Below are 14,495 nucleotides of genomic sequence, written 5' to 3' on the forward strand. Positions count from 1 at the left end.
TATCTTTTTAAAAGTATATAGTATCCTCGTGAAAAAGCGATTCACAAATTCCCAAACCACTTTTTCACGAGAACTATAATTACACCATTTTGGTTACTCCGGGCATAGCTATACCAGGTCCATCATACTTTAAGTCCCAGCTGTATTCATCATTCTCCGGACCTAGGGATACATTAGAATTCATTGCTTCCCCCCAAGTGATAGTCTGACCAGAATAGGCTGCATCCCTCGCAATAATAGCCATTAAGGTACTATTGGCAGCCATTTCCCCATCGTTTATGGCACTTCCCTTACGGATAGCTTTAAACAAGGCGTCGTGCTCACTTTGGTACATATCATTTGTTTCCCCATCGTACTTCCATTCATTTTCGCCCCAAATTTCGTGTCTATTGCCCTGATAAAACGCATTACCCAATGTCCCAGCGATTTCTACGGAGTTTTTGGACGATCCTCCACTTAACTGTCTCGTAGCGATATTTCCTTTTAATCCGCCGCCATAATCGAATTCTACAGCAAAGTGGTCATAAATATTACCGTATTTCTTATCGGTACGCCACTGTCTACCTCCTACTCCGGTAGCACTCAATGGCATTCTTTCTCCCATGGCCCAGGATATCATATCGGTACTATGGACGAACATTTCTACAATAAAATCGCCGCTTAACCAATTGTAATAATACCAGTTTCGCATTTTATATTGCATATCGTTCCAATCTGTTTGGCGATCTTTATACCAAAGCTCACCTCCATTTCTGGTGGAGGAAATGGATTTTATAGCTCCTATTTCTCCATTCAGTACCTTACCAAAGAAGGTCTGTTTAGGCAGATCATATCTAAAGCATAAACCAGAAACTATGGAAAGGTTCTTCTCTTTGGCCATTTTTGAAGCTGCCAGAAATTTACGTATCCCAGGGGCATCTACGCCAACGGGTTTCTCATAGAACACATGTTTACCCGCTTCTATAGCTGCGCTAAAATGCTTTGGCCTAAACCCAGGAGGTTCGGCCAATAGCACTACATCTACACCAGAATCAATTAATTTCTGATAGGCGTCAAAACCAACAAACTGTCTTTCTTTTTTTACATCAGCCCGCTGCCCGTGTTCTTTCTTTACCAATTCTAAGGAGCTGGTCAACCTATCTTCAAAAACATCGGCCATAGCGTGCAAAACCGTATTGGGGTCAGCATTCAATGCCTGTACGGCCGCACCGGTACCTCTACCCCCACAGCCCACTAATCCAACCTTTAACACTTTTTCCTGTGCAAGGAACGGATTTGCAAATCCGGCATTTAGGGTCGCTGCACTAAAAAGTGTAGCGGCCCCCGCCTTTTTTATGAAGGTTCTTCGGTCTGAACCTTCTGATGAACTATTCTCTTTTTTCAACATAACAATTATTTTACGTACCCGGGATTCTGGGTAATTACATCATTTATATCCATTTCTTCTTGTGGAACAGGCCAGCAATAATCCCTACCTGCATTAAAGCTTGCTATCCTTCCATAGTCCAATATCTTCCATTGTCCAGCTTCCTTATAGTACATTCCTTGGACCAATCCGGCTTTTACCTCACCTATTTTCCAACGATTAATATCAAACAAACGCAAGCCCTCAAAGGCCAATTCCCTTGCTCTTTCGTCTCTCACCATTTCTCTTAATTCTGCTTGGCTCTTTCCTTCCGCAATTGCGGGCATTCCAACAGTTGGCCGTTGCCTTATATCATTTATCGCCTTGTAAACCGAAGCATCTATCTCATTTAACTCTATTTTGGATTCAGCATACATCAGTAAGACATCCGCATAGCGCATCAATATCATATTGATATCCCCAAGGTTAGAGTTAGCAGCAAAAGACTCATAATCTACCCATTTCTTTAAATTATAACCATGAACGGTAGAAAACTCGGTACTACTAATCTTATCTGGCGTAGGACTATCTGGCCAAGAGTTATAGGTAGTATTGTTTCCAATAGGCTGTCCTGTATAATAAGCGATATAGTTCCACCTAGGATCTTTGTTCGCAAACGGATTATCTGGATTCACAGGGCCGGTATACTCGTACTTTTCAAAAAGACCGTGCATGGGCTCCACACTAGAACTACCTCCTAAGGAAGCGGCAGAATAACCAAAGGCATTATAGGTATCGCCACCGACTGCAAACTGCCTATCAAAAATTACCTCCGAGGAGTTTTGTCCCTCTACCTGAAACAACTTTTCATAATTGGGATAAAGACTATAAATACCCAGATCCATTACTTTTTTGGAAGTATCACGAGCAAGCTGATAATTACCGTTACGAATCGCTACTCTCGCTAATAAGGTTAAAGCCGCTCCATGGGTGACCCTTCCTGTATCATCTGCAGAATAACTCAATGGCAATGCATTAGAATTTATAATGTCATTCAGTTCATTGGTTACAAAGGTTACAATCTCTTCCCTAGAATTGGTAGGGCGTTGGTCATTAATATCAATAACCTCAGTAATTAACGGCACATCACACCATAAACTGGAAAGCTGCGTATAGTAATAGGCTCTTAAAAATTTAGCCTCCGCGGTCAATCTAGCAATCTCTTCTGGATCTGCGTTCTCTAACTTTACAATATTCCCAATTACATCGTTCGCTTTTCTCACTCCTCTATAGTACCGGTTCCAAATACCTGTAATAGTACTATTGGAAGGATCTATTTCCCCAAAACGGACATCGTTAAAGGTAGGAACGTTAGAGTACTTATGGTAGCCCAGATCAGTAATACCATCTAGTGCCATAACCATTTGCGTACCATCCAATTCGGCATAAACGGCATTAACGGCTAACTCAGCATCCCTTACGGTAGACCAGTAGGTAGTTTCGGAAACTGCCCCAGTCGGTTCTATATCTAAACCTTCATCAAACCCTTCACTACATCCCATAAACAAGGCAACGGTAGCGAAGAATAATAAACCTTTTATATTATTATTTCTTTTCATGATTTTGTCTTTTTTAAAATACGATGTTTAAACCTACGCTTATAGTCTTTGTTTGTGGAAAGAACTGGCTTCTACCTCTAGGGGTTTCAGGATCAAAAAGATTCTGTGGTGTAAAGGTTACCAAGTTTTCTCCTGACACATACATCCTTAGGTTAGAGAACACATCCTGCTCTAAAGTATATCCCACTTGGAAGTTTTTTAGCCTTGCATACTTGGTATCAACCAACCAAAAGCTCGATTTAACGATATTCCAGTTTCCACCAGCAATTACCATTGGCCATGTTCCATTAGGTCTTTTAACAGGATCAAAAGCGTTATCTGCCATTTCCTTAGGAATAAAGTTCTGATAAGCAGGTCCTTCTACCAATGCGCCGTCTAGGGTATGATATTGCTTTAATACGCCCTGCCAGAACATGGAGAAGTCAAACCCCTTATAAGAGGCATTAAATCGTAAACCGAATTCGTATCGAGGATCTTCATTTCCTATAATTACCTGATCTCCTCCTGGAGCTAAGGATTGAGAGATAACTCCGTCGCCATTTACATCTTTGTAAATGATGCTACCAATTCCCGCATTAGAACTTAACTTCGCAGGATACTTATCCAAGTCGGCCTGGGTACGATACAGCCCGGGAGAATCCAGCCCTCTAAGCGCGTTAATGGAGTAGCCCTCTTGCCACACGGTAAAACCATCGTTAAAGTAAGGTCCGGCTCCCTTTAAATCTTCAATCTTATTGATTACATCAGAGAAATTTACCCCAATGGTATAGTTAAACCCATCGTCATCTTTAAACGGACTGTGGTAGGTTAAACTAAGCTCATATCCATTGTTGGAAACCGCTGCTGCGTTCTGTACCGGTGCACCCACCCCAATTGTACTAGAGATAGGCAATTGCAATAGAATATCATCGGTGTACTTCCTAAAATATTCTCCTACAAAGGAGAGTCTATTGTTAATAAATGAAGCATCCAAACCAAAGTTGGTAATGGTCGTAGTTTCCCAGGTGATATTCGAATTCCCTGCCTGAGTGATAGCGGACCCGGAAACTACATTCCCTCCAAACTGATAACCTTGATTTAGGTTGTATGTATTTCTAAACTTATGAAGTCCAATATTCTGGTTCCCCAATTGTCCCCAAGATGCTCTTAATTTAAGGTCACTTAGGACAGCCCCGTCAGAAAGGTTTTCCATAAACGACTCGTTGGCAATATTCCAACCTCCAGAAACGGAAGGGAAATAACCATATCTATTACCATCACCAAATCTAGAAGAACCATCTATCCTTAAATTGGCTTGTAATAAGAACCGATCGTCAAAAGAATAATTTACTCGGCCAAAAAAGGAACGAAGTCTCCATTCTTCCCTAAATCCGCTTATACTCTGGTTATCCACACCACCAGCGCTTAAATCACGAAGGTCATTATTAAAGAAACCTTCCCTTTTAGCTGCTACGTTTTTAAGGCTGTTGTGTATCTCCTCGTAACCAACAAGTGCACCAAGGTCATGATAGCCAAATGTTTTCTCATAATCTAGGAACAACCGCTGACTCAATTCCCTTTCCGAAATATTCCTTTCTGTTAAGCTATTGGTAGCAAACCATCCGGATACGGTAACAGGCTCACCGGTTACATAATTTTTCATCCCTGCAAGGCTATTCATAAAGGTAGAAGTTCCTTGGTGATTGTTTTTATAGGTCACATTTCCTTTCAGGGTAAGCGCTTCCGAGAATTTATAATCAAAACCTCCCTGTGCTACAACATCATTGGAAAGCCTTACGGTTTCCCCTTCGTTGGCCATAGCAGCAGCATTCCATTGTCCAGAAATTAGGTCATAGGTACCATCTGGGTACTCCATCACCACATTTCTGTTCATATGCAGAAGTGCTTGTACAATCTGTTGTCCCGCAATGCCAGATGAATTTATAGCGTGTCCCGGTCCTGTAAAATTCCCGTTACGGTAGGTAAGTCCAACTTTAAAGGTCAGCTTATCATTGGCATATAAATCCGCGTTAAGCACTACGCTAGTTCGCTTATTGTTGAAATTTTTAATGATACCATCGGTATCGCTATAATTTAGGGAGGTGAAAATCTTCCCTATGTCGCCACCGCTAGAGATGGAGAAACCATGTTGGTTCATAAGGGCACCATTTCTAAAGATACCTTCTTCCCAATTTGCCCATGGGAATTGTAAGGGATTTGTTCCAGCAATCACATTGGAAATATACTCCTCAGAAAAGGTAGGAGAACCACCGGCATTTACCTGTGCATCATTTTCCAATCTCATCCAAGCCTCGTCACTAGGTTTTTCTGGAAAAAAACTAGGGTGTTGTATACCTATTAAAGTATTGTAGGACATGGTAGTTCCGGTAGAAGCGCCACGTTTTGTAGTTACCAAGATAACACCGTTTGCTGCCCTAGAACCATATATAGCGGCAGAAGCAGCATCTTTTAATACGGAAATAGATTCTATGTTCTGTGGCTCAACAGTACCAAGTGCCTGCTCAATACCATCTACTAAAACTAGCGGATTGGCATTGTTTAGCGTACCTACCCCCCTAATCCGGATTTTAACATCTTCTACCCCTGGTGCTCCACCCGAGTTAAAGATGGTTAATCCTGGAACTTCCCCTTGCAAAGCATTCGCCGTATTGGTAACGGGACGCTGAGCAAGTTTATCGGTAGGGATGGTACTAATTGCCCCAGTAATGTTTTTTCTGGACTGGGTACCATACCCTACTATAACCACCTCATCTAATCCAGAAGCACTCTCTTCCAATTGTACGTTTACGGTAGTTTGTCCATTTACAGAAACCTCTTTGGTAGCAAAACCAATGTAGGAAATCACCAATGTGGCGTTTTCACTAGCTACTTCCAAGGAATAGTTCCCATCAAAATCAGCAGTAACCCCATTAACGGTACCTTTCTCTACAATATTTGCACCAGGTAGTGGCATAGTACTTTGATCGGAAATGGTTCCAGATACGGTAAATTGCAGTGTTTTTATGTTGTTTTCATTAGTACCAACAGGGCTCTTGGGAAGGGTCTTTTTGGCCGATTTGCTCAAGATGATCTGTTTGTTCAATACCTCAAAATCTACATCGGTATTATTAAAAAGTTCCGATAAAATAGTAGCGATTTTTTCTTTATTTGCTTTTATGGAGACTTTTCTATTTAGGTCTACATCCTTCCTGTTCAATAGAAATTTAAATTCCGAAAGCGCTTCAATTTCATTGATAACAGTTCCAACAGTAGCATTGGACAGGTCCAAGGAGATTTCCTTGTTTTGTGGATAGGTATTTGCCTGAAGCTGAAATAGAGAAACAATGGTCAGCAATAACGTGAGTCGCATTTTCAGGCTTCGCTTAAAAGGGTAGCATAGCCCACCCCTTAGTTTAAAATGTTTTTTCATAATCTAGAAGTGTTAACTGGTTTTTATTCGGTTAAATTATTATGTGTGAAATCGGAAAAAGCACTAAAGCTATCCGATTCAAGTTTTTAAAACAATCTGATTACTAATAGGTTAAATGGTCTATTTCATTCTGTTGGGTTTTAGGGGTTACACAATTATTGTATTATTACTTCCTTATTTTCTATATCGTATTCAATGGCATAACTTTTATTAAACGATTCTAGCACCTGGTCTATGGTTTCTATATCAAATGTGGCATCGAACACTTGTTGGTCCAATAGGGGGTTGTTATTTGTAATAGCCACGTTATAATGTCGCTCTAAGGCCTGACGGATTTTTTTAAATTCCGTATTTCTAAATACCAATTTACCTTGGGTCCACGCGGTATAAAGTTTAGTATCTACATTTTCTACGGCTATCGTACTCCCACTTTTTAGCCATTCTCCTTTTGTTCCTGGTTCCAATCTTGTAGTTATTGCATCGGTAGCTGAATCTCCCTTTATTTGAAGTGCTACAGCACCTTCTACTAAAACGGTTTGAATATGATCGTTCTCTGGGTAATGGGAAACGTTAAATTCGGTTCCCAACACCTGTATCTCCATTTCATTGGCATAAACTACAAAGGGATGTTCCTTATCCTCAAAAACATCAAAATAGGCCTCCCCGGTTAAATAGACGGTGCGCTCCTTTCCTTTTATAAAGGCTACAGGATACCGAATAGAAGTACCCGAATTTAACACTACCTGAGTCCCATCGGAAAGAACAAGATTAAACTGTTTTCCATAGGGAACGCTTAGGGTATTGTACACCAGTTTCTCCGTATTGGAGGTGCCGCTATATACTAATTTGGTATCCTCTAAAATCCCTATACTATTTCCATTAGCATCTTTAATTGTTTTTTCTTTTCTACCCCGCAGCGTTTCTACTTCACCATTGCTCAAAGTGATCGTGATTTCTTCCTGCTTGTGCAAAATTGAATTGGTATTTGGTTTTACAAAAAGCGATAACGGTATAAGATACCCTAGGGATAAAAGTAACAGCCCTACTGCTGCATATCTAGTACTGGTTTTTAAAACGTGCTTCTTTTTATGCTTTTCTATTTTATGGATCAGTTTTTTTTTTATACCCACCGTATCTGGCCTGTTCTTGCTCGTAATTATTTCCAGATGCGATTGCACGTAAGCATCAAACAACTTCTGATTCCCTTCCATCAGGATCCAGTTAGTTAGCTCATCTATTTCCACAGTAGTAGCGGAATTGGATAAGAACCTAACAATCAGCTGTTCTACTTCTGGACTGACCATAGTTCGCCTCTTTAGTATATAGACAATACAAAATGCAAATACCCTAACTTTCTATCCGATTATTTTCTATATTCACATAAAATAACACCAACTACTTTTATTAAACCATTTAATTAACATGAAAAATGACAATAATAATTTTCTTGTTTCTCGACTTAAAATTGGAGAAGAAACCGCTTATAATTCCTTAATAGACCTTTATAACCAACGACTTTACGGTTATGCCCTTAGCCTTACCCGCGACCATGCACAATCACAGGACATTTTACAAAACGTATTTCTAAAGACCTGGGAAAAGCGAAAAAAACTAGATATACACACCTCGCTGAAAAACTTTTTGTACAGGGCCGTTTACAATGAATTTATCAACCAGTACAAGAAGAAAAGAGCGATCATGGTTTTAGAGCAAACGTATTATGATAGTTTAGAGAAGGCGGTGCTAGCTCAGGACGATCCTAGTTATGAGCGCATTAACAAGGAAATTACCAAGGAAATAAAACGCTTACCCCTTAAATGCCAACAGGTTTTTATCCTCAGCAAGCTAGAAGGCCTTACCAATACAGAAATTGCTAACTACCTCAATGTCTCTATAAAAACGGTAGAGGCACAAATCACCAAGGCCTTTAACATCATCAGAGGAAAAGTAAGAACTAAGTATGATATGGTTTTTATTATTGTTTTGGGAAAGAATGCTAGAGGTTAAGGTCGAATAATAGACTACATTATTTTGAGTTGCTTTTGAAGTTTGCCTAATTTTAAATCCTGGGCTAGGCAAAAGTTACGGCTAGGAACACTTATCCTTTGGGTACGATATTATATTGACTCTTGAAAGATATAATGATTCATGATATAATGGCCAACGCGCCAACTGGCCCCTCTCTACAAATGCAAAGCATTGCATTTTCCGATCGGTCCTAATAAATTTTTTAGAATACATCTAAAAACCGGTTTTTAAACTCCGCGCTTTTTAAGAAAATAAAAAGCTGAATCTCGGTCCCGATGCGTCGGGATTGAACCCTATTTTGGGGCTCAGGAAAACCAAACGAGAGGCTTTCCTCACCTGTTTTCAGCTTAGTATTAATTTTAAAAATTCTTCTCCTTTTCTCTTTATGAAGCTGAACTTCCTTACGGTAGGTAAATTCGAGTATAGAGATAAGCTTGGGTTACCACCCTTCTACTACGCATACCTTCGGGAGGTAAACCTTCCTCCGGTAGGTAAACTCCACAATAGGGTTCGGTTGACTTTTTATAAGTCAAACACACCAATACAATACAACGCAGTGTTTTCCCTACGCTAACTTATCACGGAAAAAATCTATAGTCCTATTCCATGCGAGTTCAGCTGCATCCCTGTCATACCTCGGAGTGGTGTCGTTATGAAAACCGTGGTTAACATTCGGGTATATATAAGCGGTATATTCTTTATTGTGCTTTTTTAAAGCCTGCTCATAGTCGGGCCATCCTTCGTTTACCCGTTTGTCCAGCTCCGCAAAATGAAGCAACAATGGTGCTTTAATCTTTTCAACCCCTTCCGTTGGTGGTCCCCCGTAAAAGGGTACGGCAGCGGAAAGATCCGCAATCGCTACGGCCATCATATTGGATACCCATCCTCCAAAACAAAAACCTACCACCCCTACTTTACCAGTACAATCTGGATGTGCTTTCAGGTAATCAAAGGCCGCTATAAAATCGTGTAGCATCTCATCCCTATTGCGTTTTTGTTGAAGCTCCCTTCCTTCATCGTCGTTCCCGGGATAGCCTCCCAAAGGCGTCAGCGCATCTGGGGCAATAGAAATAAATCCGGCCACGGCGGCCCTTCTCCCCACATCTTCAATATAAGGATTTAGTCCACGATTCTCGTGCACCACCACTATCCCCGGTAGCTTCCCCTGAATTTCAGCAGGTTTGGATAGCAATGCCTTTATCTCCCCTCCTCCTTTTGGGGAACTATAGGTGATGTAACCCGACCCTAACCGTGCGTCGTCTTTTTTTATCTGGATTTTCTTCACATAATCAGGAGAAATAAAACTGAGTAGCGCACCTACCGTGAGTCCGCCTATCGCATAAGTAGCTAGTTTATCAAGAAATAACCTTCTGTTTACCCTGTTATGGGCATAATCGTCGTAAAGATCAAACACTTCCTGTTTAATATCTTCTTTTGTGATCTTTTTCATTTTCTTGAGTTTTAGGTTATTGTTTGCTCTAAATACGCAAACGAAAGGTAAATTTATATCCCTAGATTATTTCCTGTTTAAAGATCAGCCTAACTTTAGGTAATTACGTTACCGTCTTCTTTGGCCAGAATATTCCATGGCTTCTCCTTTTCCAAAGCCGTAACTGAATCCGAAGGATACAAATCGGCCTCTTTGTCGCGTATTATAAATTTCAAAAGCTGCCTGGGCGATCTGGCTCTCATCTATTCTAGATTCAAACAGGTCCATTACACTTAGACTGAGGACCGCCTTGCCTTTAAGCAGACTCTTTCTAAGTCCTAAGTCCATGTACAGGTTATCGCTAATAGTACTCTGAACCGTTTGGTAGCTAGATTGATAATTACCCGTCATCTCCAGGTCAACGTCCAATGGCAATTTATATTTGGTCATTAATTTGGCCGACCATTGGTCCCCGCTGAAATCGAATACCGTAGTATTAAAAATCCCTTCCCGTTTAAACTGACTATAATTAAAATCCCCCGTTAGGGTAAACCATTTTACGGGACTATACTTGGTATTAAACTCGATTCCATTCGATTGATTGGTCCCAATATTTTCTGGCCTATAGGTGCTTACATTATTTTGGAAGGTAGATACCCGTTCTATCACATCGGTTGTATACCGGCTATAGATACCCAGGTTTAAGGAGGTCTTGCCTAAAATATAAATGCTGGTAATTTCATAGGAATCCGTGAACTCCGGTAGTAGATCGGGATTACCTTGCCGGATGCTAAAATTGTTCCGAATATTAAAAAAGGGATTTAAATCCCATAGCCTAGGCCTGTAGATACGTTTGGAATACCCCGCTTGTAGGGATATCCTATCGCTAAACTTATAGGAGGTATGCACACTAGGAAAAAAATTGGTATAATCCTGATCATTAGCTTCCCCAGAAGTGGCCAGTAAGGTACTCAGATCGGTCTGCTCTAATCGCATCCCTGCTTTTATCCCCCATTTCTCACCTTCGTAAGAGCCAGTACCATAGAGTCCCACTACTTTTTGATTGTACTCAAATATGTTTGTCAGCCCTGGATCATTTTCAAACGCCCCATCAACTAGGTTATTTACCTCATAATCATTGCTCACATCGTTCAGCACATATTGCGCCCCCGTTTCCAAGGTCCATTCCTCCGTAAAGGGATTGGTATAATCCAATTTATAGGTGAATACCGCTTCCTTAAAATCCGTCCGCGTATGTTGGGTAGCATCATTATTAGCTCCGGAAATAGTAGTGTTCTTAAATTCGGACGACTGGTCCTTACCAAAAAAATTCCCCAAGGCACTAAATAGTAGGGTATGGTCCTCATCCCCTTTAAAATCTTTTTTATACTGCAACTCGTATTGCAGTTTGGGGTTTTTAGCTTCGGTAACCTCATTTCGTTCCCAATTGCTACTAGTATCCCCACCAGAATTAATGGCTGCAAAGGCGGTGGAAGAAGGTTGCTCCTCTATTTCCATGGCAAAATTTCCCGAAAGGGTAAGTACATTGGTCTCATTGATATGATAATCCGTTCCCAAAACAATATTGTAATAGGTTTCGTTTCTGTATTCGATCCCACTACTGAGGATTGTCCGATTATTGACCAGATCTACGTTTCTGGTCTCAATATCATTGGGCAATTCCCGCACTCCGACTCCGAGCTGACTAAAAAGGTTGAATTTTTCGGTACGCCTGTTTAGGCTTACGCCAACGCTATGTGTGTTGGGAGCACCTGTATTTACAGATATAGATCCATTTAGCCCTTTTCGCTCCTCCTTTTTAATAACAATATTAATAATCCCTGAAGTTCCCTCTGCATCGTACTTGGCAGATGGGTTGGTAATTACCTCTATCCTATCTATCATATCGGCAGTAATGGTCCCCAAGGCATTCCCTTGTTCACTAGCGATGATGGAGGGTTTTCCATTGATGAGAATTTGTACTCCCTGACTTCCGCGCAAACTTACCTGTCCCTCTATATTTACATTAACCGAAGGCACGTTGTTCAGCACTTCTAGGGCACTAGCCCCTGTGGTACTCAGGTCTTTCCCCACATTAAAAACGCGCTTGTCCAACTTAAATTCGGTCCGGGATATTTCCCCTTGTACTACCACCTCCCGCAGTTGTTCTGCATCTTCAATAAGGGCTACAGTCCCTAAATCAATGATAGGTGTGCTACTGATAGGTTTAGCAAAGGTTTGGTTTTGATAGCCCAGAAAACTAATCTCTATATAAAAATTAGTGGCATCGGTCTTTAACTCAAAACTACCATCATCTGCTGTGGTGGTGCCTGATATCGGCTTTTTAGTAGCAACATGCGCTACCATTACCGTCGCAAAGGCAATAGGTTGTCCGCCTGTCTCTTCTACCACCTTTCCGGTAATAGTTATGAGGTTGTCTTGCGCATGGGATACGGTGGAGTTTAGTAAAAATAGAAAAAGGTATAGTCGTTGGAGCCTGGTGTATTTCATGAGTTTATTGTTCCTGTAGCAGGTGTAATATACGAATTTGTAGGTTGCAAACGCTTTGTAATAAATGCTTTAACTATTTTGTAAACCACGGAAGTCTACACGAGAAATGATTTGGTTTATAATTGGGTTTTAAAAATCTTATGCTTCCATTTTTAGCACCCTTCGACTACATTAAGGGTTCGGGTTAACACCAATATTAGGGTTCAGCTGGGATTGTAACTCTTCGACTACGCCTCCCTTCGGGAGGTAAACATGCCTGTGATAGGTAAACTTCACTTCGGCTGATAAACCTACCCCGGTAGGTAAATCTCCCTAAAAAGGGTCCGGGTGACTACTACGATTTATGCTTCCATATTTCCACCCTTCGACTACACTATAACTTTTCAATTAGTAGATTTATTTCAATCAGTATTATTATAATTAGAGAATCAAGCGAAGCAAATTTCCTTAGCCGCAGAATAATTGACGAAAGCTCCGAAATCAGGAGTGGAGGAACGAAACGACGCGGAGTTTCGTCAATGGTTTTTCGACCTCGTTGTCGAAAAAATTCATTGGATAAGGCGCCTTCGCCAACGCTACGGCTGGCTCCTCTAAACCAAGGTACACTGTACCTTCGCTTTTCGGCCCTGTTTCTTTTGGGCGAGCAAAAGAAATGAAAAGAGGATAGGCAAGATAGATTAGTTAAGACGCATAGCTTAGTAAATAAAAAGCAAACAGACCATATTAAGAGAAGGTATGCTGAACCGTTATTTTAAGGAGCTAATTTTAGCGAAGGCTAGTGCGCCAACTGGCACATCACTTTTAAATTGCCACGTATGAATTGCCACGCGCTTTTAAGCCGTGGTACAAAGAACATAATCACACCTACATTACATAAGCAATTAATTATAACTGTAGGCGTATGTATTGAATTTTAGGTCGTTTACTTTTTCTATATTAGCCGTCATGAATAAGATTGATATTAGAACAGTAAATGTTGTTCAATATATAAAACCGTTACGGGAAGGAGGCTCCTTACCTGCTATCGTCAAGGCCGATGATGAATTTCTTTACGTCTTAAAGTTTAGGGGAGCTGGCCAAGGGAAAAAGGCGTTGATTTCTGAACTTATCGGTGGGGAATTTGCACGTGCTATCGGACTAAAAGTGCCGGAATTGGTGTTTATGAATTTAGATGACACCTTTAGCAAGACGGAACCCGATGAAGAAATTCAGGATTTACTAAAATTTAGTGTAGGCCTTAATCTGGGACTGCATTTTTTGTCCAGCGCAATTTCCTATGATCCTTTAATTTCCACAGTAGATTCCATGACCGCCTCCAAGGTAGTCCTCTTAGATAGTATTATTAGCAATATAGACCGTACGGCCAAAAACACCAATCTATTAAACTGGAATAAGGAATTGTGGGTAATAGATAACGGGGCTAGTTTTTATTTCCACCATAACTGGGAAAATTGGAAAAATCACCTTTCCAGGACTTTTCCTCTGATAAAGGACCATGTGCTCTTGGAGCGTGCCCATAGTTTAGCAGAGGCCGCCGAGGAAATTAAAGTCAGACTGGACCAAGATAAACTGGCCGAGGTAATTGCGTTAATCCCGGAAGAATGGTTGACCAGTGAATCGGACACTATGACCCCCAACGAAATGAGGTCAGCCTACATGGAATATATGAATGCCAAACTTTCAATGATCAATTCATTGGTAAAAGAAGCTGAAGATGCAAGATAGGGTTAAATATGAATATGCCATTATTAGAATTGTTCCCAAAGTAGAACGTGGAGAGTTCTTTAATGTGGGCGTGTTGCTTTTTTCAAAATCGAAGAAATTTTTGGGTGTACAATTCCACATCGATGAAAAGAAATTAGCGGTTTTTTCTGCGGATCTGGATTTGGATTATCTAAATGAGTATTTGGGGGCTTGGAAATTAATATGTGAAGGAGCACCTTCATCGGGGGTTATTGGAGAAATGGAATTAACGGATCGCTTCCGTTGGTTGGCGGCTTCTAGAAGTACTATTATACAAACCTCCCAAACACATACCGGCCTTTGCCACGATCCCGAAAAAGAGCTGGAAGTTATTTTTAAAAAACAGGTGATGTAAGTTAAAATAGTAGTGAGTAGTGAGATGCTCAGTAACCAGTAATCAGTAATCAGTAA

9 protein-coding genes are annotated in these 14,495 nt (G+C 40.7%); 3 read left to right on the top strand and 6 right to left on the bottom strand.

Going from position 1 to position 14,495, the window contains the following annotated elements:
- Window positions 1–79 precede the first annotated feature (79 nt).
- The 4 genes from G466_RS0119500 to G466_RS22830 all read right to left on the bottom strand — a co-directional run bounded on the left by G466_RS0119500 (window position 80) and on the right by G466_RS22830 (window position 7,677).
- Complete coding sequence (locus tag G466_RS0119500) at window positions 80–1,387, bottom strand: Gfo/Idh/MocA family protein (protein WP_026815116.1); 1,308 nt, start codon at window positions 1,385–1,387, stop codon at window positions 80–82.
- A gap of 5 nt (window positions 1,388–1,392) precedes the next feature.
- Window positions 1,393–2,964 carry a RagB/SusD family nutrient uptake outer membrane protein gene (locus G466_RS0119505; protein ID WP_026815117.1) on the bottom strand — a complete coding sequence of 524 codons (1,572 nt, stop codon included), beginning with the start codon at window positions 2,962–2,964 and terminating at the stop codon, window positions 1,393–1,395.
- A gap of 13 nt (window positions 2,965–2,977) precedes the next feature.
- The gene (locus G466_RS22825; protein WP_051315791.1) at window positions 2,978–6,373 is read right to left on the bottom strand and encodes a TonB-dependent receptor; all 3,396 of its coding nucleotides are present in this window, start codon (window positions 6,371–6,373) and stop codon (window positions 2,978–2,980) included.
- 155 nt (window positions 6,374–6,528) lie between these two features.
- The gene (locus tag G466_RS22830) at window positions 6,529–7,677 is read right to left on the bottom strand and encodes a FecR family protein (RefSeq protein WP_051315792.1); all 1,149 of its coding nucleotides are present in this window, start codon (window positions 7,675–7,677) and stop codon (window positions 6,529–6,531) included.
- A 118-nt stretch (window positions 7,678–7,795) separates the two neighbouring features.
- Here G466_RS22830 and G466_RS0119520 point away from each other — a divergent pair, with 118 nt between their 5' ends.
- Window positions 7,796–8,380 carry an RNA polymerase sigma factor gene (locus G466_RS0119520; protein WP_026815118.1) on the top strand — a complete coding sequence of 195 codons (585 nt, stop codon included), beginning with the start codon at window positions 7,796–7,798 and terminating at the stop codon, window positions 8,378–8,380.
- Between the two features lie 586 nt (window positions 8,381–8,966).
- On the opposite strand, the gene G466_RS0119525 is transcribed toward G466_RS0119520, so the two are convergent.
- The gene (locus tag G466_RS0119525; RefSeq protein WP_026815119.1) at window positions 8,967–9,851 is read right to left on the bottom strand and encodes a dienelactone hydrolase family protein; all 885 of its coding nucleotides are present in this window, start codon (window positions 9,849–9,851) and stop codon (window positions 8,967–8,969) included.
- A 108-nt stretch (window positions 9,852–9,959) separates the two neighbouring features.
- Complete coding sequence (locus G466_RS0119530) at window positions 9,960–12,341, bottom strand: outer membrane beta-barrel family protein (RefSeq protein ID WP_026815120.1); 2,382 nt, start codon at window positions 12,339–12,341, stop codon at window positions 9,960–9,962.
- Window positions 12,342–13,286: 945 nt separating this feature from the next.
- Here G466_RS0119530 and G466_RS0119535 point away from each other — a divergent pair.
- Together G466_RS0119535 and G466_RS0119540 are read left to right on the top strand one after the other, a co-directional pair.
- A complete protein-coding gene (locus tag G466_RS0119535; protein WP_026815121.1) occupies window positions 13,287–14,066 on the top strand; it encodes a HipA family kinase in 780 nt (259 codons plus the stop codon).
- A complete protein-coding gene (locus G466_RS0119540; RefSeq protein WP_026815122.1) occupies window positions 14,056–14,439 on the top strand; it encodes a DUF3037 domain-containing protein in 384 nt (127 codons plus the stop codon). Before G466_RS0119535 ends, G466_RS0119540 begins: the two co-directional genes overlap by 11 nt.
- The last annotated feature ends 56 nt before the right edge of the window (window positions 14,440–14,495 follow it).

Source organism: Arenibacter certesii DSM 19833, from assembly GCF_000429545.1.
GTDB classification, from domain to species: Bacteria; Bacteroidota; Bacteroidia; order Flavobacteriales; family Flavobacteriaceae; genus Arenibacter; species Arenibacter certesii.